General features: G+C 72.3%; 21 protein-coding genes. 16 read left to right on the plus strand and 5 right to left on the minus strand.

Annotation, left to right across the window (positions count from 1 at the left end):
• Nucleotides 1–18 precede the first annotated feature (18 nt).
• The 4 genes from ACF1BE_RS13755 to ACF1BE_RS13770 all read left to right on the plus strand — a co-directional run bounded on the left by ACF1BE_RS13755 (nt 19) and on the right by ACF1BE_RS13770 (nt 2,694).
• A complete protein-coding gene (locus ACF1BE_RS13755) occupies nt 19–411 on the plus strand; it encodes a SchA/CurD-like domain-containing protein (protein WP_392199208.1) in 393 nt (130 codons plus the stop codon).
• 204 nt (nt 412–615) lie between these two features.
• Nucleotides 616–1,176, plus strand: a complete 561-nt coding sequence (locus ACF1BE_RS13760) for a GNAT family N-acetyltransferase (protein ID WP_392199209.1) — start codon at nt 616–618, stop codon at nt 1,174–1,176.
• Nucleotides 1,177–1,707: 531 nt separating this feature from the next.
• Complete coding sequence (locus ACF1BE_RS13765; protein WP_392199210.1) at nt 1,708–1,995, plus strand: hypothetical protein; 288 nt, start codon at nt 1,708–1,710, stop codon at nt 1,993–1,995.
• A gap of 150 nt (nt 1,996–2,145) precedes the next feature.
• Nucleotides 2,146–2,694, plus strand: a complete 549-nt coding sequence (locus ACF1BE_RS13770) for a phosphatase PAP2 family protein (RefSeq protein ID WP_392199211.1) — start codon at nt 2,146–2,148, stop codon at nt 2,692–2,694.
• Between the two features lie 197 nt (nt 2,695–2,891).
• Here ACF1BE_RS13770 and ACF1BE_RS13775 read toward each other — a convergent pair whose 3' ends face one another.
• The gene (locus tag ACF1BE_RS13775) at nt 2,892–3,188 is read right to left on the minus strand and encodes an ArsR/SmtB family transcription factor (protein ID WP_392199212.1); all 297 of its coding nucleotides are present in this window, start codon (nt 3,186–3,188) and stop codon (nt 2,892–2,894) included.
• An 83-nt stretch (nt 3,189–3,271) separates the two neighbouring features.
• Here ACF1BE_RS13775 and ACF1BE_RS13780 point away from each other — a divergent pair, with 83 nt between their 5' ends.
• The 7 genes from ACF1BE_RS13780 (at nt 3,272) to ACF1BE_RS13810 (ending at nt 11,176) form a co-directional block, all read left to right on the plus strand.
• Nucleotides 3,272–3,589, plus strand: a complete 318-nt coding sequence (locus tag ACF1BE_RS13780; RefSeq protein WP_392199213.1) for a hypothetical protein — start codon at nt 3,272–3,274, stop codon at nt 3,587–3,589.
• Nucleotides 3,590–3,796: 207 nt separating this feature from the next.
• Nucleotides 3,797–4,180, plus strand: coding sequence for a hypothetical protein (locus tag ACF1BE_RS13785; protein ID WP_392199214.1), 384 nt, complete (start codon nt 3,797–3,799; stop codon nt 4,178–4,180).
• Complete coding sequence (locus ACF1BE_RS13790) at nt 4,177–6,576, plus strand: glycoside hydrolase family 65 protein (RefSeq protein WP_392199215.1); 2,400 nt, start codon at nt 4,177–4,179, stop codon at nt 6,574–6,576. The genes ACF1BE_RS13785 and ACF1BE_RS13790 overlap by 4 nt, the downstream gene beginning before the upstream one ends.
• Before the next feature lie 445 nt (nt 6,577–7,021).
• Nucleotides 7,022–8,011: a GNAT family N-acetyltransferase gene (locus tag ACF1BE_RS13795; protein WP_392199216.1), complete on the plus strand. Its 990-nt coding sequence runs from the start codon at nt 7,022–7,024 to the stop codon at nt 8,009–8,011.
• Nucleotides 8,008–9,348, plus strand: a complete 1,341-nt coding sequence (locus ACF1BE_RS13800) for an extracellular solute-binding protein (protein WP_392199217.1) — start codon at nt 8,008–8,010, stop codon at nt 9,346–9,348. The genes ACF1BE_RS13795 and ACF1BE_RS13800 overlap by 4 nt, the downstream gene beginning before the upstream one ends.
• Entirely contained in the window at nt 9,342–10,310 is a 969-nt protein-coding gene (locus ACF1BE_RS13805; protein ID WP_392199218.1) for a carbohydrate ABC transporter permease, read from the plus strand. The genes ACF1BE_RS13800 and ACF1BE_RS13805 overlap by 7 nt, the downstream gene beginning before the upstream one ends.
• Nucleotides 10,307–11,176, plus strand: coding sequence for a carbohydrate ABC transporter permease (locus ACF1BE_RS13810; protein ID WP_392199219.1), 870 nt, complete (start codon nt 10,307–10,309; stop codon nt 11,174–11,176). Before ACF1BE_RS13805 ends, ACF1BE_RS13810 begins: the two co-directional genes overlap by 4 nt.
• Before the next feature lie 97 nt (nt 11,177–11,273).
• Here ACF1BE_RS13810 and ACF1BE_RS13815 read toward each other — a convergent pair whose 3' ends face one another.
• Entirely contained in the window at nt 11,274–11,969 is a 696-nt protein-coding gene (locus tag ACF1BE_RS13815; RefSeq protein ID WP_392199220.1) for an alpha/beta hydrolase, read from the minus strand.
• A gap of 202 nt (nt 11,970–12,171) precedes the next feature.
• Between ACF1BE_RS13815 and ACF1BE_RS13820 the strand changes: the two genes are divergently transcribed.
• Nucleotides 12,172–12,375 carry a cold-shock protein gene (locus ACF1BE_RS13820; RefSeq protein ID WP_121790526.1) on the plus strand — a complete coding sequence of 68 codons (204 nt, stop codon included), beginning with the start codon at nt 12,172–12,174 and terminating at the stop codon, nt 12,373–12,375.
• 109 nt (nt 12,376–12,484) lie between these two features.
• Here the strand turns inward: ACF1BE_RS13820 and ACF1BE_RS13825 are convergent, their stop codons facing one another.
• Nucleotides 12,485–12,793, minus strand: a complete 309-nt coding sequence (locus ACF1BE_RS13825; protein WP_392199221.1) for a hypothetical protein — start codon at nt 12,791–12,793, stop codon at nt 12,485–12,487.
• Between the two features lie 344 nt (nt 12,794–13,137).
• Here ACF1BE_RS13825 and ACF1BE_RS13830 point away from each other — a divergent pair, with 344 nt between their 5' ends.
• The gene (locus tag ACF1BE_RS13830) at nt 13,138–13,767 is read left to right on the plus strand and encodes a hypothetical protein (RefSeq protein ID WP_392199222.1); all 630 of its coding nucleotides are present in this window, start codon (nt 13,138–13,140) and stop codon (nt 13,765–13,767) included.
• Between the two features lie 64 nt (nt 13,768–13,831).
• On the opposite strand, the gene ACF1BE_RS13835 is transcribed toward ACF1BE_RS13830, so the two are convergent.
• Nucleotides 13,832–14,950: a Ku protein gene (locus ACF1BE_RS13835; protein WP_392199223.1), complete on the minus strand. Its 1,119-nt coding sequence runs from the start codon at nt 14,948–14,950 to the stop codon at nt 13,832–13,834.
• Between the two features lie 144 nt (nt 14,951–15,094).
• On the minus strand, nt 15,095–15,736 hold the full coding sequence (locus tag ACF1BE_RS13840; RefSeq protein ID WP_392199224.1) for an NAD(P)-dependent oxidoreductase: 642 nt from the start codon (nt 15,734–15,736) through the stop codon (nt 15,095–15,097).
• A gap of 171 nt (nt 15,737–15,907) precedes the next feature.
• On the opposite strand from ACF1BE_RS13840, the gene ACF1BE_RS13845 reads away from it, so the two are divergent.
• The 3 genes from ACF1BE_RS13845 to nrfD all read left to right on the plus strand — a co-directional run bounded on the left by ACF1BE_RS13845 (nt 15,908) and on the right by nrfD (nt 19,445).
• Nucleotides 15,908–16,825: a helix-turn-helix transcriptional regulator gene (locus ACF1BE_RS13845; RefSeq protein WP_392199225.1), complete on the plus strand. Its 918-nt coding sequence runs from the start codon at nt 15,908–15,910 to the stop codon at nt 16,823–16,825.
• Between the two features lie 533 nt (nt 16,826–17,358).
• Nucleotides 17,359–18,405 (plus strand): 4Fe-4S dicluster domain-containing protein, encoded by a 1,047-nt coding sequence (locus ACF1BE_RS13850; RefSeq protein WP_392199391.1) that lies wholly within the window; start codon nt 17,359–17,361, stop codon nt 18,403–18,405.
• Nucleotides 18,402–19,445, plus strand: a complete 1,044-nt coding sequence (nrfD, locus tag ACF1BE_RS13855) for an NrfD/PsrC family molybdoenzyme membrane anchor subunit (RefSeq protein ID WP_392199226.1) — start codon at nt 18,402–18,404, stop codon at nt 19,443–19,445. Before ACF1BE_RS13850 ends, nrfD begins: the two co-directional genes overlap by 4 nt.
• The last annotated feature ends 491 nt before the right edge of the window (nt 19,446–19,936 follow it).

Here is a 19,936-nt window from a genome sequence, read left to right on the forward strand (position 1 = left end):
CACCATCAGGAGATTCGCATGGCCACCGCAGCCATCACCTACAAGATCAAGCCCGGGCACGAGGAGGAGATCGCCGAGATCTTCGCCCAGTTCAAACGGGCGGCCTCCCCGATCCTGCGGGACGAGGCCGGCAACGAGACCGGCCGGATCAAGGCGACCGCGCTGTTCATCAAGGACGACCACATGGTGCGCTTCATCCAGTTCGACGGGACGCTGGAGGACGTCGGCCGCCACATGGCGCATCCGGACGGCGTCCGCGAAGCGGAGCGCAGGCTCGCCCCGTACCTCGCCGAGCCGCGCGACACCTCCACCGTCGAGGGGTTCCTCACCTACTTCCGCAACAGTTCGATGCGCTGCCTGTCGGAACTGTCCGTGGACAGCCTGCCGCCCGAGGTCCTCGCCAAGCTGTGACGCCCGGGCGCCACACCCCGCCGTCCACCCGGTCCGCAGCGGCAGGACGCTGCGGACCGTCCTCTCGGGAAGGCCGCGAGAACGGGCAGCGATGCGGATTCACCGCCCGTCCGGCGCGTCCGGCGTCACCGCGGACGTACGCTCCCCCGGCCGTCCGGACAAACGGATGGCCGGGGGCGTGCGTGACGCGGCAGGATGCTCCGCATGACCTTGCCCACCCCTGAGCTGCACACCGCCCGCCTGCGACTGCGGCCCTTCACCGACGCCGACGCGGCGCCTCTCTACGCGCTGCACAGCAGCGCCGACGTGCTGCGCTACTGGAACTCCCCGCCGTGGACCGAACCGGCCCGCGCCCAGCGCTTCATCGCGACCTGCCGGACCATCGAGGAGGAAGGCACGGGAGCGCGGGTGGCCGTCGACCGCCTCTCCGACGGCGCGTTCATCGGCTGGTGCGGCCTGACCAGCTGGAACCCGGACTTCCGGAGCGCGTCCCTGGGCTACGTCTTCGACGCCGCCTCGTGGGGCCACGGCTACGCCACGGAGACCGCGCACGCCGTCCTGCGGTGGGCGTTCGACACCCTTGACCTGAACCGCGTCCAGGCCGAGACCGACACCCGCAACGTGGCGTCCGCCCGGGTCCTGGAGAAGCTCGGCTTCGTCCGCGAAGGCACCCTGCGCGAGGACTGCGTCGTCAACGGCGACGTCTCCGACTCCTGGGTCTTCGGCCTCCTCCGCCGCGAGTGGCACCCGACGGCCGGCCGCTAGCACCGAGACCTGCCCGCCTCTCAGTCCGCTACCCCCCTGGAGGAGCTGCTGTTCCCGTCGATCGCGGATATCGCGGTGCTGTCGATACGGGAGCGGCGGTCAGTGGGGCCCGGGCTCCGGTCGGCGAGCCCAGGGTCGTCGCTGAGGCCTGTCACATACGAGGGTGAGGGCAGCCGTCGCTGAACCTCCGGCTTCTTGTCGGACGCCCGGCTACTGCTCCTGCGCCACCGTCGGACTCCGTCTCGGCGCTCACAGGCATCCGGCGAGGCCGCCCGGGCTCGCCTTCGCGTGGTCGCGGAAGCGGCAGCCGCCCTCGGCGTCGCGGCACCCGACGCGGCCCGGGCCGGCACGGAGCCGTCGGCCGGAGGACCCGGCCGGCTGCCGGCCGCACCCGATTCCCTGGTGCCGGTGTGCGAGGAGGACGAGTGGGTAGGTGGGCCGACCGGATGCTTCCGCCCGCCACCGCAAGGGCTCACATCACGCGATGTTTCCGATCGCGACCCGGAGTGGCGGGCCGGCAAGGAGGAGATCATGAAGTTGACGCGACGGATCGCGGTCGCAGGCGCTTGTGCCGCGATCGCCGGAGGCGCTCTGCTGGCCGGCGGGAGCCCGGCGCTGGCGGCTGCTCCCCGGGCGGCCGGGCACCTCCCGGTCCACGGCACCGCGGGAGGCAGCCGTCACCACACTGCCCAGCAGCCCACGGACCCGTGGATCGCGGACCAGCTGGCCACTTTCTATCCCCCGTCCACCCAGCGGGCAGCCGTGTTCGACCCCTGGGTGAAGGACCAGCTTGCTCTGTTCCCTCCCGCCTCTCAGTGAGTCCAGTCGGACGAGCACGGTGGTCCTCTCATGGCGGTTTGACCTCCAAGCCAGTACGGTGCGTGATGGTCCGGCAGCGCGCCGTACGATGGCGTCCATTCGTGCACGGCTTCGGTGAGTGTCTGAGGCCGCACGGGATACCAGCAGGTCATGACGTTGATTGCCGCAGTACGTGAGATGGATCGTCGTCTGACCAAGCGGGTGGCCGCCTGGCAGGACCCCCGTATTCACCGGACACTCTCGGCGGTGGAGGAAGCCGCGAGCAGCTCCAAGTTGTGGTGCGGTGCCGCCGTGGTGATGGCCTGGACCGGCGGACGTCGTGGCCGGGAGGCCGCGGTGGCCGGTCTGGCGGCTCTCGCCCTGGCGCAGCTGGTGTCGAACGGCGTGTGCAAGCAGGTGGCCGACCGACCCCGGCCGCCGAAGGAGTGGATCCCTCACGACGAGGTCGAGGACCGGCCCGATTCATCGTCGTTCCCGTCCGGGCACACCGCGGCCGCGGTGGCCTTCACCACGGCGCTCGCCCCTTCGTGGCCGCCGGCCGGGGCCGCGTGTGCGGTGCCCGCCGCTCTGGTCGCCGTCGAGCGGGTGCAGTCAGGCGCCCACTACCCCAGCGATGTCGCCGCCGGTGCCGCCATCGGGCTCGCCAGCGCCTGGCTGGTCCGGCACCTTCCCCAGCTGGTGCTGCGCGTCTGGCCGTGACAGGGGGTGGGGGGCTGTGCCGGCGGGCAGCGGTCGGCGGGACCGGCCCGCCGCCGGCCGGGCTTCGGGCATCGGTCAGGAGGTGCCGGTCGGCCGTCGGCCGGTGCCCGGGCCCCGTGACCAGCCCTTCTGCTGAATGCAGCCGAGGCAGCCGAGTCGGCGGCGTCCTGCCGCACCGGCGTCGGCAGCCGTGGTGCTCAGCGCCCGTTCTCGGCCAGCACGGCGGCGAGGAGACCTGGGAAGCGGGCGTCGAGGTCGGCTCGGCGCAGGGTCATCAGACGCGCCTTTCCCACCCGGCGGGTCTGGGTGATCCCGGCCTCGCGCAGGATGCGCCAGTGATTGGACAACGTCGATCGGGGCACTTCCACGCCGTCCGGGCTGCACACGCTCTCGCCGCCTTCGGCCATCCGGCGGACCAGCGCCAGCCGGACAGGATCACCCAAGGCATGGAGCACCGCTGCCAGCTCCTGATCGGCATGTTGGGACTGTCCCACCGGCTCTCCTCGTCCTCATCCGTGTGATATCCGTAGTATGCAGATCAGTTCGACGTTTCGGATAACGCGGAACGATCTAGGAAATGACTGTGCCGGTGCTCGCCGCCTTCGCCCGCGTCTACGTCGACGACCTGGACGCGGCGTTGCCGACCTTCGGCCAGCCCACCGGGGAGCAGCGACCCCTGCGGTTCACCTACCGCGGCCTGGACCTCGCGAGCGTCGGCGGCTACCTGCTTCTCGTCGCCCCCTACCCCGGCACCCACGCCACCACGATCGTCGAGTCGCGCCTCCGCGATGCCGCACGGTCAGGTTGGGGCCGGTGGGGACCTCGTTGGGCGTCGCCCCCCGCCGACCATCGAGTACGTGCAGTTCCACGCCACGCACGTTCCCCGCTCGCGTGAGTCGGCCGGTCGGTCCGGAACGCGGCCACCCGGTGGTGCCGCCGTCCTGGACTGTGCCGAGCGATCGGCTGCCACGGTCGAGTGATCCGGTCCGAGTCCGCTGACGGTCGCGGGCGGCGGGAGGGCCAGGACCGAGTGGGTGCCTTCCGGCGTGCCGGGTGATGTCATGCCGCCGCCGTGCGCGCGCCGCCTCCTAGCCTCGGGGACATGCTGGGGCTTCCTGCTCGTGTCCGTGAATGCCTGTCCGACATCGACGGGGTGCTCGCCCGGACCGCGAACGTACACGCGGCCGCCTGGACGGAGATGTCCGACGGCTGTCTCCGCGAGCGCGCGCGCCGTGAGGGGACCGGGTTCGTGCCCTTCGGCGCGGTTGACGACTACGACGCGTACCTGGACCGGCGCCCACGTGTGGACGGGCGGCGAACCTACGAGGGGCCGGTAGGGGTCGTGGCCGCGGTACGGGAGGCCGGCCTGCGCCGCGCGGTGGTGCCGGCCGGCGCCGGCTGCCGGGACGTCCTGGTTGCGGCAGGGATCGAGGACCTGTCCGGGAATTCGGTCCGCGACCCGGCCGGACTCCTGGAGTCGCGGTGATCACTCATCCCAGCTTCACGGTCGAGCCGTGGTGCCTGCGCGAGACCGAGCTGAGTCTGGACCTGCTCGCCCAGAGCGAGTCGGTGTTCGCGCTGTCCAACGGGCACCTGGGGTGGCGCGGGAACCTCGACGAGGGGGAGCCGCACGGACTGCCCGGCGCGTATCTCAACGGCGTCTACGAGCGGCATCCGCTGCCGTACGCGGAAGCGGGCTACGGCTATCCCGAGTCCGGCCAGACGATGATCAACATTACTGACGGCAAGATCATCCGGCTGCTCGTGGACGACCACCCGTGCGATCTGCGGTACGGCCGGCTGGTGGCGCACGAACGGGTCCTTGACTTCCGCTCCGGTGTGCTCAGCCGCACCGCGCACTGGACCTCGCCCGGTGGCCGCACGGTCCGGATCTCCTCACGCCGGCTCGTCTCCTTCACCCAGCGCGCGGTCGCCGCGATCGTGTACGAGGTGGAGCCCACCGACGGGGCGGCCTCGGTGGCCGTGCAGTCCGAGCTGGTCGCCAACGAACAGCTGCCCCGCTTCTCGGGTGACCCGCGTGTCGCCGCGGTGACCGAGTCACCGCTGGTCCCCGAGGAGGATTTCGCACAGGAGACCCGGCTGCGGCTCGTGCACCGCACCACCCACAGCGGGCTGCGGGTGGCGGCGGCGGCCGACCATCTGGTGGAGGGGCCCGAGAGCACGCGGTGGACGGCGCAGAGCGAGCCCGACGTCAGCCGTCTGACGGTGACCGCCGACCTGCTGCCCGGGCGGCCGCTGCGGCTGGTCAAGTTCGTGGCCTACGGCTGGTCCGGGGAGCGTTCGCTGCCCGCCGTGCACGATCAGGTGGACGCGGCGGTGGCGGCCGCGGTCAGCACCGGGTGGGACGGGCTGGTCGCCGCGCAACGGGCGTACCTGGACCGCTTCTGGGCCGGCGCGGACGTCGAGGTGGAGGGCGACGCCGAGATCCAGCAGGCGGTGCGGTTCGCTCTCTTCCATGTGCTCCAGGCGGCGGCCCGTGGCGAGAACCGGGCGATCCCCGCGAAGGGACTGACCGGCACCGGGTACGACGGGCACTCCTTCTGGGACACCGAGTCCTTCGTGCTGCCGGTCCTGACGTTCACCGCGCCGGATGCCGTCGCGCCGGCGCTGAGATGGCGGCACCGGACACTGCCGGCGGCGCGGGAACGCGCGCGTCAACTGGGGCTGGCCGGGGCGACGTTCCCCTGGCGGACCATCGACGGCGCCGAGTGCTCCGCCTACTGGCCGGCCGGGACCGCCGCCTTCCACGTCAACGCGGACATCGCCATGGCCGTCGTACGGTACGTGACGGTGACCGGGGACGCCGACTTCGAACGTACCGAGGGGCTCGATCTCCTCGTGCACACCGCCCGGTTGTGGCACTCCCTCGGTCACCACGACGCGGAGGGCGTCTTCCACGTCGACGGGGTCACCGGCCCGGACGAGTACAGCGCCTTCTCCCGGGACAACCTGTACACCAACCTGATGGCCCGGCGGAACCTGCTCGACGCGGCGGACGCGGCCGTGCGCCATCCGGACCGGGCCGCGGAACTCGGTGTCGACGAGGAGGAGGCCGCGGCGTGGCGGGACGCCGCCGCCCGCATGGCGGTGCCGTACAACGAGTCTCTCGGTGTGCACGAACAGTCGGCCGGTTTCACCACGTTCCAGCGCTGGAACTTCGAGGCGACACCGCCCGACGCCTATCCCCTGTTGCTGCACTACCCCTACTTCGACCTGTACCGCAAGCAGGTGGTGAAGCAGGCCGACCTGGTGCTGGCGATGATGGAGTGCCCGGACGCCTTCACCGACGAGCAGAAGGCACGCAACTTCGCCTACTACGAGCCGCTAACCGTCCGCGACTCCTCCCTGTCGGCGAGCTGCCAGGCGGTGCTCGCCGCCGAGACCGGGCACCTGCGGCTGGCCTACGCCTACCTGGGCGAGGCCGCGCTGATGGACCTGGACGATCTGGAGCACAACACCCGTGACGGGCTGCACATCGCCTCGCTCGCCGGGACGTGGATCTCCCTGGTCGGTGGTTTCGGGGGCATGCGCCGGTACGCCGGCCAGGACGGGAAGCCGGACCGGCTGGCCTTCACGCCGCGCTTGCCGGAAGCACTGTCCAGGGTGGCGTTCACCGTGCTGGTACGCGGACGCAGGCTGAAGGTCGACATCGGCCGGTCGCACGCGCGGTACCGGCTGGTGGAAGGGGAACCTCTGGTCGTACTGCACCACGGGGAGCCGGTGACCGTGTCCGCCGACGCGCCGGTGGACCGCCGGGTGCCTCCGGTGCCCGCGCGGCCCGAGCCCCAACAGCCGCCGGGACGCCGTCCGATGGGTCTGTCCGCCGGGGACGAGTCCCGGGCGGCGGGGACGCCCGAGTAGGACGGCGGAAAGTGTCACGCCTGCCGCCCAGCGCCCACCGCATCCCGCTTCGCGCCCCACTGCTTCGGGAGGTGACCGGCAGACGGGGCCGGCAGACGAGCACGGACGCCCGCGTGGCGGTGACGACCGGGACCGCACGACTGTGTGCGCCACCCGTGCTTTCCGGTCCCGGCCGGCTCGGGCCGGTCACCCACCACACCGGCGTCCTTCCCGGCCTGCGCCCGGCCGTGCCCGCGTTGCCGGAGGCCGGCGCGCGGCCGGTCGCCCTGTTCGGCTCTCCCCCTGAGAACCCCTGCCGCGTCACCGCGACGTCGCCGGCCCGGCCCCGGAAGGAGCGGACGCACGAGGTGAGGACGGCGCGGACGGCGTCGGCGACCGGGCCGGCGTCGCCGCCGGCGGTGTCCGGGACCGTCGGTGACCTGCGGAGGAAAGGACAGTTTCGTCGATGACTGATCGCACTGACCGCACGCCGGGATCCCCCGCCGGGATCCGTGGCTTTCGCCCGGGCGACGGCCCGCACGTGGTCGAGGCGTGGCGCCGTAGCGTGCCGGCCGATCCCGTCAGCCCCGACCGCTTCCGCTCCCTGGTGCTGCTCGACGCCAACTTCGATCCGGAGGGGCTCCGAGTCGCCGTCGACGGTGACCGTGTCGTCGGCGCCGCCTACGCGGTGCGCCGTATGACGCCGATGACCGGCACCGATCTGGAGCCGGAGCAGGGCTGGATCCCGTTCTTCTTCGTGGCCCCGGCCGCCCGCGGGCGCGGTCTCGGCCGCCGGCTGCTGACCGATGCCCTGGACTGGCTGCACGGCCACGGCCGCACCCGGGTGGACTTCTCCTCTTACACCCCGAACTACCTCCTCCCCGGCCTGGACGCCGAAACGTACCCGGAAGCGGCCGGGCTCCTCGGCTCCCTGGGCTTTCGTACGCTGTACGAGGCGGCGGCGATGGACCGGAGCCTGGTCGGCTATCGCTTCCCCGGGGATGTCGCGGACCGCTTGCACGGGCTGACGGCGCGGGGGTACCGGTTCGCCACCCCGTGCGACGACGACCTGGTGGAACTGCTCGCGCTCGCCGGGAACCACTTCAGCCCGGACTGGGCGCGCGCGATCCGGGAGTGCGTGGCCGCGGGCGCGCCGCTCGACCGGATCGTGGCCGCCCGGGACCCTTCGGGCCGCATGGTCGGCTGGGCGATGCACGGCGCGTACGAGTCGGTGGACGAGCGGTTCGGCCCGTTCGGTGTGCTGGAGGAGATGCGCGGCACCGGGATCGGCAGGGTCCTGCTCCACCTGGTCCTGGAGCGGATGCGGGCTCGCGGTGTGCACGGCGCGTGGTTCCTGTGGACCGGTGAGCAGTCCCCTGCCGGCCACCTGTACCGCGGGACCGGTTTCAGCACGACCCGGGTGTTCCGGGTGATGCGTAGGGAGGCCCCCCGATGAGGCCGGTACGCCGCACGGGCGGCCTGAGCCGGCGCCGCTTCGCGCTCGCGCTGCCCTCGGCGCTGCTGGGCTGCGGGTGCGCCGCCCCCCACCGGGGCACCGGCCGGCCCGGGGACCCGATCGTGCTCACTCTGCTCTCGCACTACGCGAGCGGGGCGCTCAAGGACGCCCTGCAAGGCCCGGTCGACGAGTGGAACGCCACCCACGAACGGGTCAAGGTGCGGACGGAGGCCGTGGAGTTCACCGATCTGCTGACCACGTTGACGGTCCGGCAGGCCGCGGGCCAGGGTGCCGACATCATCCACCCGTACTGCCTGTGGACCGGCCAGCTCGTCCGGGCCGGCGTCCTGCGGCCCGCGCCGCCTGAGCACGCCGGTGAGATCACGCGCGGCTACAGCGCTGCCGCGGTCGGTGCCGCGTCGGTGGGGGGCAAGGTCTACGGCTACCCGACCGAGGTGCAGACGTACGCCCTCTACTACAACAAGCGGCTGCTGCGCGCGGCGGGCGTCGACGGTCCGCCGCGCACCTGGCGGGAGCTGGAGGAGGCGGCCCGCCGCACGACCAGGCGCGACCGGTACGGCAACACGCTGGTGCAGGGCTTCGGGCTGTCGACCATCGACGACTCGACCACGGTCGGGCAGACACTCGCCCTGCTCAACGCCGCCGGCGGGAGGTTCGTCTCCGTGGACGGCAGGAGCACCGCCATCGACTCGCCGGCCGGCCGGGCCGTGTTCGATCTGGAGCGCCGGCTGGTCGCCGCCGGGGCGAGCGCCCCCGGCGTCAACGTCTACAAGGCGTTCCCGTCCGGGCAGGTGGCCATGGTGGTCAGCGCGGGCTGGTGGACCGCGGACCTGAAGACCCTGATGGGCGAGGACTACCGCGATGTCGGTGTCGCACCGCTGCCCCGCCGCGAGGCGCACGACGCGCGCGCCACGCTCTCCACCGGCTTCCTGCTGGGCGTCAACACTGCCAGTGAACACCCGCGCGAGGCATGGGAGTTCCTGCACTGGCTCAACACCGGGAAGGTGCCGGTGACGAGCGCCGGGAAGGGCGCGGCAGCGACCCGGATGAGCGTGCTCCAGGTGTCCGTCGGCTCACTGACCGGCCGCGCCGAGGACATGCGGGCACTCCTGGGCGAGGGCAGCGATTCGAATCTGCGCCCGTTCCGGGACGCGCTCGCGTACGCGGTGCCGGAGCCGAACGTACCGGGGGCGCAGCAGGCCAAGTCGTTGCTCCGCAAGAACATCGAGGCGTTGTGGACGGGTCAGCGGTCGACCGACGAGGCACTGCGCGCGATCCGCCGACAGGTCGATCAGGAGGTGGCGCGCTCGTGGTGAACGCCCTGGCCCCGCAGACGACCGAGCGGACGGCCCGCCCGCGGGCCGCCGGGCCCGCCGGCGACGGAGGTGGACGGACCCGGCGGCTGCGCCGGCGCCAGGCCGCCGTCGCCTACCTCTTCCTGGCGCCGGCACTGCTGTTCTTCGCCGTCTTCCTGGTCCTGCCGCTCGGCTTCGCGCTGCTGCTGTCGACGTCCCGCTGGGCCGGGTTCGACCTCGGTGACATCGATCCGGAGGGCGTGGACAACTTCGCCGCCCTCTTCGCGGACGGTTCGACGTTCCTGGTGCCGATCCTCACCAACACGCTGCTGTTCGCCCTGGGCACGGTGGCCCTCGCGCTCGCCGGGGCCGTGCTCGTCGCGACCTGTATCGACAAGCTGCGGTTCCAGGGGCTGTGGCGCACCCTGTACTTCCTGCCGATCGTCACGACCGTCGTCGCCGTGGGCAACGTGTGGAAGTACATGTACGAACCGGGCGGGCTGGTCAACGGGGTCCTCAACGCCTGCGGGCTGGGTTCGGTGGCGTTCCTCCAGAACCCGGACACCGCGCTGCCCTCGGTCGTGGTCGTACAGGCCTGGGCGTCGGCCGGCTCGGCGATCCTCGTGCTGACCGCCGGGCTGAAGTCCGTTCCCGAGTCGTACTACGAGGCCGCCGCGCTCGACGGCGCCGGGCCGGGCACCGTCTTCCGGCGGATCACCCTGCCGTTGCTGCGGCCGTCCCTGCTGTTCGTGTGCATCACCCAGTTCCTCACCGGCCTGCAGTCGTTCGCGCTGATCATCGTGATGACCAAGGGCGGCCCGGGTGACGCGACGAACGTGGCCGCGCTGGAGATGTACCGGCAGGCCTTCTCGTACGGCGACTGGGGCACGGCGAGCGCCGCGGCCTTCGTCCTGTTCGTGGTGGTCCTCGCCGTCACCCTGGCACAGTTGTGGATCTTCCGGCGCAAGGGGGAGGACGCATGATCCGACGCCGTTTCCCGTGGCTGTCGTATCTGGTGGTCGTCACCGGCGCCGTGCTGACGGTGGTGCCGTTCCTCGACATGGTGATGACGTCCTTCAAGGGGCCCGGTGAGTCCGGCACGCTGCCGTACCGGTTCCTGCCCGAGGCGTTCGACCTGTCCAACTACCGGGCGGCGGTCGACCAGCTGGACCTGCCGGTGCTGTTCCGCAACAGCGTCGTCGCCACCGCCGTGATCACCGGGTCGGTGCTGCTCACGTCGTCACTCGCCGGCTACGCACTGGCCAAACTCCGCTTTCCGGGCCGTGACTTCGTCTTCCGCCTGGTGCTGTCGACGATGATGTTCCCGCCGTTCCTCTTCTTCATCCCGCACTTCCTCATCCTGGTGCACTGGCCGCTGGCAGGCGGCAACGACCTGTTCGGACGCGGTGGCGCGGGGCTGACCGTCAGCATCGTCGCGCTCGCCATGCCGTTCCTCGTCAACGGCTTCGGCATCTTCCTGACGCGTCAGTTCGTGATCTCGATCCCGGACGAGGTGCTGGAGGCCGCGCGCATCGACGGCGCCGGCGAGTTCGCCGTGTGGTGGCGGATCGTGGTGCCGCAGACCACACCGGTTCTGGTGACGCTCGGACTGCTGACCTTCGTCGACGCGTGGAACGAGTACATCTGGGCGCTGCTCGTCTCGACCGCCGACCCGGACGTGATGACCCTGCCCGTCGGCATCCAGCTCCTCCAGGACCACGTCGACCCGGCCCGCACGATGCCCGTCGTCATGGCCGGCCTCGTCCTGAGCATCCTGCCGGTGCTTGTCCTCTTCCTGCTGCTCCAGAAGTACTACATCCGCGGCGTCATGCTCAGCGGCCTGAAGTGACGAGCGGGCGGACGGTCCGGCCGCCTCGCGCACCGCCGTGAGCGCTCGGCACCGCCGTCGCCGGTGGTGTCGCCGGATCCCGTGCGACGGAGGTGGATCAGGCCGCGGTGGCGAGCGCGACGAGGTGCCGGGCCGTGCCGGCGGGATCGACGGTCTGGTGCAGATGTGCGCCGGGCAGGTGAGCCGCACGCCAGCCGCGTGCGCGCGCCTCGGCGGAAGCGTCGTCGTACGGAGGGCCGAACAGCAGGTAGGAGCAGGGATGGTCGTCCCAGCCGGCCGGGACCGGGATGTGCTGCTCGTAGTAGGACAGCGGCAGGGTGGGCTGTTCCTCGATGACTTTCCGCCGCACCGCGGGATCGGCGAACATGGGTGCTACGTCCGCCTCGTCCCACCAGTCGGTCCACCGCGGCAGCCTGCCCTTCACCACCATCGGGCGGAGGAACTCCAGGAACTCGTGCGAGGCGACAGGGGTCTGTCCGGCCCGGGCAGGCAGCGCGGCATCGACGAACACCGAGTGGGTCACCGGATGGTCGAGGCCCGAGCGGATCACCGGGACGAACAAGCCCGCGTTGCTGTGCGCCACCAACATGACCGGGCTGCCGGCCGTGACCTGCCGGAGATCGTCACGGACGGCGTCGACCACGCGCGGCCAGAACGGCGGGGAACCGTCGGCGATGTGCAGCAGGGACGGGACACGTACCCGGTATCCGGCCGCCGTCAGGTGTTCGGCCACCGGGTGCCAGGTCGAGGGGCCCACGGACGGACTGTGCACGAGGACGAAGACCGGATCCATGTGACGATGCTGGCCCCTGCTCCTGCGGCGGCGCGACCGTCTTGGCCGACAGCGGAACGCCGCGCGGCGGGAACATCGCCCGATGTGTCGTCGCACGGATAACGCGGCGACTTCGGGGTAGATCCACTGTGGCTCTTGTTGTCGGGAGCCGGAGCGGGCCCGTCCGGAGGGCTGCTCCCGGGTTTGAACGAAGGATCAACTGATGGCCAGCGGTACCGTGAAGTGGTTCAACGCAGAGAAGGGCTTCGGCTTCATCTCCCAGGACGGAGGAGGCCCGGACGTCTTCGCGCACTACTCCGAGATCCAGGGCAGCGGCTACCGCGAGCTCACCGAAGGGGAACACGTCACCTTCGACATCGGGCAGGGGCAGAAGGGTCCGCAGGCTCAGAACATCGTCCGCGGCTGACCGGGCGTAGCGAGCGGGAACGAGGCGGCTGCCGGTACGGGCGGCCGCCTCGTCATGGCAGTGGCTCATGGCAGTGGGTGGGTCATCCGCGCGGAGCGTGGCACGGGCTTCAGACGCGGTGGCCCTGAGCGGCCAGCCATCTGTGCACGCTCTCCTTGTCCGCCGGTGTGATGCGGGCCGGGCCGTCGACCTCCGGTCCCTCGTCGTCGTTGAAACCGGTGTCGGTGATCCGTGCGGTCACCCACGTGGCCAGGTCCTGCGCGGTGTCCTCGGTCAGCGAACCGCTCTCCCAGGTTTGCCGGACCCGGTGGGCGGCGCCGGGATCATGGCGTTCCATCTCCTCCAGCCAGACCGGCAACAGCCGGTCGACGGTCTGCCGGTCGGACCCGGCGGGGTCCTGTCCCTCATGTGCTGTCATGCGACGCCGGGTTTCCCCGCAGCACCGGGTGACACCTGGCTGCCGTGATCACCGGCGGCGCGCGCCGGTGGCGGACCAGAAGGTGGTCGGCGGCCCGCCCATTCCAGGCCCTGCCTGCTGCCACCGCGGCTCTCAGGGCCGGACCTCGCGCGGCATCTGCCGCGCGCTTGACAGTGACCCCGATCGCCGGCGAGGGCTGCCACCCCTGACAGTGGGGCCACGGCGCCGCCGCGCCCCCCGTCAGCCCGTACCGGCGCACCTAGGGCAGGCCCGTTGGCGGTCGCCGCAGCCATCATTTTCCCGCGTCCGCCCCTGAGCCGTGATCGCGCTTGTACTCTCGGTGCATGGCTGAACGCGACACCGGGGGGCGGCCTGAGCCGGAAGACGGCGAGCCCACACAGGACGACGACGACGCTCCCGCTCCTCGCCCGTCGCCCCCGCCCTCCTGGGCCGAGCTGGGCAGAACCGTGGGGGCGTCCATCACCGTCCTGGCGGCGCTGGGCGGTCTGGTCCTCGGAGTCAGGGCGGAGCAGCGGGCCGACAGGGCCGAGCGGCAGGCGGCCCAGACGGAGCGGAGGTCCTTCGCGGAGCAGGTCGACTTCTACGGGACCTCGTCCGACGTGGTCGTGACGAACGGTAATCCGCACGCGGTGTACGCACGTCTGCTCCTTCCGGAGAGGAAGTTGTGGTGGCAGCTGGGCGGGCTGCCGCCGTGCAGGAAGGTGTCGGTCCCGCGAGCTTCCCTGCGCGCCGGTATGCGGGCTCGGTCGCCGTCCACGCAGGTCACGGACGCGGACCTGTCATCATTGGTGCTGGAGTTCACGGACCCCGACAACAGGTCCTGGATCCGCGGTGGCGGGGGCGCCCTGGGCCCGTCCCAGGAGACACCCGCGGCGCGCGGTCTCAGGATGGTCGACCTTTCAGAGTCCTGGAACAGATCCGCACAGGTCGCGCCCATGTGCGGTGCGCACTGAGCCCCCCTTGCCAACCCGAGCCGCTCGTCAGGACCAAGATCGCCGGCTGAGGGCCGCGTGGTGCTCAGGCCGCGCTCTTCTTGCGGCGGCGCCCGCTGTGGGTGAGGGCGTCGACGAGTTCCTCGCGGCGCATCCTCGACCGGCCGGCAACATCCTGCTCGGTCGCCCGCTGGTACAGCTCGGCCTTGCTCAGCTGCTGCAACTCGCTGCCGGCGCCGCCGCGTCCGCGGGCCCGCGCCGATGCCGCGCCGGCCTTCCTGGGCGGAGCCTTCCGTGAGGGCGTCTTCGCCGTCGTCCTGCCTGACGCGGTGGTGCGGGCAGCCTTGCGCGGAGCGGACCGCTCCTCGCCCCCGGAGTCGGCTCCGGCCTCGGCAGCCGGCTCCGCTGTGTCGCGGCCGGAGCGGGCGGTCCGCAGGCTGCTTTCGAGGACCTTCATCAGGTCGAGAACGTTGGTCGCCTCCGGAGCCTCCTCGGCCGTGGTGATCTCCTGACCCTCGGCCTTGGCCTTGACCAGCTCGCGCACTTTCTCCTGGTAGGTGTCGCGGTAGCGGCCCGGCTCCCAGTCGGTGCTGAGGGCATCGACGAGCTGGAGTGCCATGTCCAGCTGCTTGCCGCGCCCGGCCCTCTCCGAGGCCGACGGCAGCTCGGGCAGTTCCTCACCGGGATCACGGACCTCGTCCGCCCAGTGCAGCGTTTGCAGGACCAGCACGTCGTCCTCCGCCCGCAGTGCGGTCAGGTACTGCTTGTTGCGCATGACGAAGGTGGCGATGCCCACCTTGCCCGCCTCGGCCAGGGCCGCGCGCAGCAGCTCGTAGACCCTGGTGTACTCCTCGCCGCGCGGGGCGACGAAGTAGGTCCGGTCGAAGTACACCGGCTCGATCCGGTCCAGCTCGACGAAGTCGGTGATGTCGATGGTCTTCGAGCGGCCCGGCGCGATGTCGTCCAGCTCATCGGGCTCCACGACGACGTACTCGCCCTCGCCGACCTCGTAGCCCTTGACGATGTCACCGGTGCCGACCTCGTCACCGGTGCGCTCGTTCACCCGCCGGTTGCGGATCCGGTCGGTCGTGCCGCGCTGCAACTGGTGGAAGTGGACGGTGTGGTCCTCGGTGGCGGTGTACAGGCCCACGGGCACGGTGACGAGCCCGAACGTGATCACACCTGTCCAGATGGCCCGCGCCATGACCCTGCTCCGTCCCGTCCGCCCAGCGCCGCGGCTGGATCCGCCCGCTGTGCCTCCACGCTCGCACCGCTGCCGCTCCCCCGCGCGCCGGACCGCTCCGGCAGGCACCCGAACGGCGGGGCGACGCGCGTCGTTCTGCGTCCCTCAGTAGGCGACGGACATCCGCGCGCGGGGGTGCGCGGCGCGTTCGAGTTCGTCGACGAACGCCACGGCGTAGTCCTCGGCGCTGATGGCGCTGTTGCCCTCGGCGTCGGTGATCAGCCGGTCGCCGCCGGTCCGGAAGACGCCGGTGCGCTCGCCGGGCGCGATCACGGCCGCGGGAGAGACGGAGGTCCACTCCAGGTCGGTGACCTCGGCCAGGACGTCGAGGAGGTCGGCGTGCGCGAGGGCCTCGCCCTTGTACTCCGCGGGAAAGCCGGGGGCGTCCATCAGGCGCGTACCGCCGTCCGTGAGCAGCGAGCCCGCGCCGCCGACGACGACCACCCGTCGCACGCCGCCCTCGCGCACCCCCTTGAGGAAGGCCTCGTTCAGCGCCACGAACGGCTTGCGGGGGTCGCTGCCGTCCCTCGGCGGAACCAGCGCGGACACCACCACGTCCGCGCCCCTCACCACATCCGCCACCTGCCCGGGAGAACTCGCGTCCACGGCCGCGTCCGTGAGCAGGGCATGGTTCAGCGGCGCCTCACCGGAGCGGGAGGCGGCCACCACGTGGTGGCCGCGCTGCACGGCCTCGGCGGCGATACGGCGTCCGATCATGCCGGTGGCACCGAACAGAACTATGTTCACGGGGAACTCCTCGTCGGGAAAACGCATGGCCGTCCTCGGCCGACGGCCGGAAGGCCGGGCACCGTCGCGGACACGATCCGGACACGTTTCGGGACCCGGTCGCCGCCCGCACTCGGGCACACGTTCAAGCTATGAGCCGGGACAACGTCGAGCCGGGTACGGTGACGACTGATGATGGTGAAAAACGGACAACATGGGAGCGGAGCCGGAAGAGCGATTCGCGAGGTTCCCTTCACGGCCCCCGCGGGAGTCCCCTCGGGAGTGGAGGTCATGTCCTTCGCGCTGCTGCGGTCGCGTCTGCCGGCGCAGAGCCTGACCGGGCCGCAGCGGCCCTCCTTTCACCACCTGCTCGCCCCCACGCGCGGCGTACTCCGGCACTCGGTCGACTTCACCGGCTATGTGATGAGGCCGGGCACCTGGCTGTGGGTACGCCCCGGCCAGGTCCAGCAATGGCACGCCATGGACGCGACCGAGGGCACGGCCGTGCTGTTCGAGGCCTCGTTCCTCGACGCGGCCACGGCCGCCACCGCCCGCCTGGGCGATCCGTACGCGGCGGTCGGCCTCGAGCCCGGCGAACAGGAGGGCCGCCGGCTGGACATGGCCCGCGACCACCTGAGAGAGGAGTTCGAGGCATTCGGACGCCTGCCTCTCAGCGTGCACACCGCCGCGCTGCGGCATCTGCTCGCGGTCCTCGTACTGCGCCTGTCCCACCTCGGCCCGCCGGCGGGCGGCCCGCAGGCCGAGCCCGACGAGACGTTTCTGCGCTTTCGTGACGCGGTGGAGGAGGACTTCTTCCGCACCCGGCGGGTGGAGGACTACGCCCGCCGCCTCGGTTACTCGGCGCGCACGCTGACCCGTGCCTCCCTGGCCGCCACGGGGGTCGGCGCCAAGGAGTTCATCGACCGGCGCCTCGTGCTGGAGGCCAAGCGCCTCCTGGCCCACGGCGACCAGAGCGCCGTACAGATCTCCCGGCAGCTCGGGTTCTCCAGCGCCACCAACTTCAGCAAGTACTTCCAGGAGCGGACCGGACAGAGCCCCATCGCCTTCCGCACGACCATCCGCGGTCTCCCGCCCAGCAGCGGCTCGTAGATGCCGTCCGGACTGACGGCCCGTCATTGCCGCAGCGGCAGGCACCCCGACGTGGTGTTTCCGGACCGGGTTTCCGGCTCCGCCGTGTCCCGGGACCCCGCCGGTTCCGCCCGGTCGGAAGGCGTGTCCCCGTCCACCCGGGACTCCAGCCAGCGCCGCCTGCCGGGCGGACGCCACCTGGCCGGGCCGCTCACCAGTCCAGAGCCGTCCCCGAGTCGGTGACGACGACCGCCCGGTCCGGCAACCAGTTCGTCGCCTACCACGCCACGAACCGGGCGTGCCTGGGGTTGCAGGCAGCCGACCGGCGGCGTCTGCTGGAGGGAGGTGCGGCGGATCCGGAGGGCGGACAGCAGGAGGTACGGACGCTGCTGCCCGCGTCCGAGGTGTACCGCATCCTCGTGGGCGACGCGCCTCGGCCACGGGCCCACGGCACGGAGGTGTGGCGCTGGTTCCACGAGCACCGGATCCGCAGCGCGCTCAGCCGGTGCCGGGGACGGCGGAGGAGAGCGACGGGTGAGCGAGGAGGCCGGGGCATGACGGACGACACCGCCGCACGGGCGGCCCGGGAGGACGGGGCCCGGTCGCGGGACAACCTGCTCTCCGGGCCGCAGCCCGACGTGGCGAGGGCGGCCGGATACGCCGATGCCCCGCCCCGCACGGGCTTCTTCACCGACACCTCCGTGTGCATCGGCTGCAAGGCGTGCGAGGTGGCGTGCAAGGAGTGGAACGCCGTCCCCGAGGACGGCCTCGAACTGACCGGCATGTCGTACGACAACACGCAGGGCCTCGGGGCCGACACCTGGCGGCACGTGGCCTTCATCGAGCAGCGCAAGCCGCTCGGCGGCCAGGAACCCGGGGTCGGGCACGAGGACGTCGACGTGTTCGCCGCCGCGTCCGCCCTGGGCACCGGCCCGGGCTCACCCGGCCCGGGGGCCACCACTCCCCCACCGGGTGCGGCACCCGTGGGGACCCCGGCCGGGGAGATCTCCCCGGTGTCCCCCGACGGCCGCACCGAGCTGCGCTGGCTGATGGCCTCGGACGTGTGCAAGCACTGCACGCACGCGGCCTGCCTCGACGTGTGCCCCACCGGCTCGCTGTTCCGCACCGAGTTCGGCACGGTCGTCGTCCAGGAGGACATCTGCAACGGCTGCGGTTACTGCGTGCCCGCCTGCCCGTACGGCGTCATCGACCAGCGCCGGGACGACGGGCGGGTGTGGAAGTGCACCCTGTGCTACGACCGTCTCGGCGTGGGTATGGAGCCGGCCTGCGCCAAGTCCTGTCCGACCGACTCCATCCAGTTCGGCCCGCTGGACGAGCTGCGGGACCGGGCCGCCGCCCGGGTCGCCCAGCTGCACGCGGCCGGCGTCACGGACGCGCGGCTGTACGGCGAGGACCCGCGGGACGGCGTCGGCGGCGACGGCGCGTTCTTCCTGCTGCTGGACGAGCCGGAGGTCTACGGCCTGCCGCCCGACCCGGTCGTCACCACCCGTGACCTGCCCGCCATGTGGCGGCACGCGGCGGCGGCCGCCGTAACGCTCGCCGCGCTGGCCGTCGGCGGCTTCGTCAGGAGGCCGCGATGACCGGTTCCGACGTCACCCGGGACGGCGCGGAGGGCGCACGCCCCGGGCGCGACGCCCTCACCGGTGCGCATGCCGGACGTCGGCGGCGGCGCGGGCGTGTGCGCGGCGAGCGGGCGATGGTGCCCGACGTCGAGTTCTCCTCGTACTACGGCAGGCCGATCCTGAACAAGCCGACCTGGAAGCCCCTGGACATCGCGGGTTACCTCTACCTCGGGGGCCTCGCCGGCGCGTCCTCGCTGCTCGGCGCCGGGGCGCACGTCACCGGCCGGCCGGCGCTGGCCCGGACGGCGAAGATCGGGGCGGCGGGCGCGATCTCCCTCTCCCTGGCCGCGCTGGTGCACGACCTGGGCCGGCCCGCCCGTTTCCTCAACATGCTCCGTGTGTTCAAGCCGACCTCTCCCATGAGTGTGGGGTCGTGGCTGCTGGTGGGCTACGCGCCGCTGACCCTGGCCGCCGCGGCCACCGACGTCGCCGGCCGGTACCGCCTGGTGGGTGCCGCCGCCACCGCGTCGGCCGCCGTGCTCGGGCCGGCCGTCGCCACCTACACCGCCGTGCTGCTCTCCGACACCGCCGTGCCTTCGTGGCACGAGGGGCACCGGGAGATGCCGTTCGTCTTCGCCGGGTCGGGTGCCACCGCGGCGGCCGGGCTCGCGCTGGCCTGCGTACCGCCCGGGCAGGCCGGTCCGGCACGCCGCCTGGCCGTGCTGGGCGCCACGCTCGAACTGGGCTCGTTCCGGCTGATGAAGCGGCGGATGGGGCTGGCGGCCGAGCCGCTTGAGCAGGGCAGGCCGCACGCGCTGCTGCGCGCCGCGGAAGCGCTCACCGTCCAAGGCACCGCGCTGGGGGCGTACGCCGGCGGGCGGAGCCGGGTCTCCGCCGCTGTGGCGGGGGCGGCGCTGCTGGCCGGTTCCGCGGCCCTGCGGTTCGGCATCTTCTACGCGGGCGTGGCCTCGGCCGAGGACCCCAAGTACACGGTTGTGCCCCAGCGGGAGCGGCTGGCAGCCCGCTCGCGGTCCGTCCGCCCCGAGCCCGGGGCCTGACCTCGGCGCGCCACCGCGTTCGGCGGCCGGGCCGGTTCCGTCACCTCGGTCGTCCGACGGCCGTCGCACGATGCCTCGGGGGCCGCCGGGCGGTGCCTGGACCGGCCCCCGCGAGAAGCACCGGTTCCGTCACGAGCGGCCCGGCGACGGCCGCAGGCCCACAGGGCCGCCGAGAAACCGCCCAGGCGGGCATCAGGGCCAGCGGCGGCAGCGACGCCCGGGGGCACGCTGATCCGCTCCGCGACGGTGAACGGCGCACCAGCCGCATGACGCCCGGCAGCACGGCGCCGAGGGTGAGACCCGACCGGGCGGTGACGGCCACGGACGACAGCCGCGTCAGGTGCCCGGAGTGGTCCATCGTGGTCACTCCTCCCGGCCCGTCGTGCCGTGCACGACGAGGGCCACCGCGGGCCACCAGAACACAGCCGAGCCCGTGGGCGGCGCGACGGTCCCGCACCCGGTGGCGGACGTGCTGCTCGGGTCCAGCGGGA

The sequence above is a fragment of the Streptomyces sp. NPDC014991 genome (assembly GCF_043080665.1).
In the GTDB taxonomy this organism is placed as follows: Bacteria; Actinomycetota; Actinomycetes; order Streptomycetales; family Streptomycetaceae; genus Streptomyces.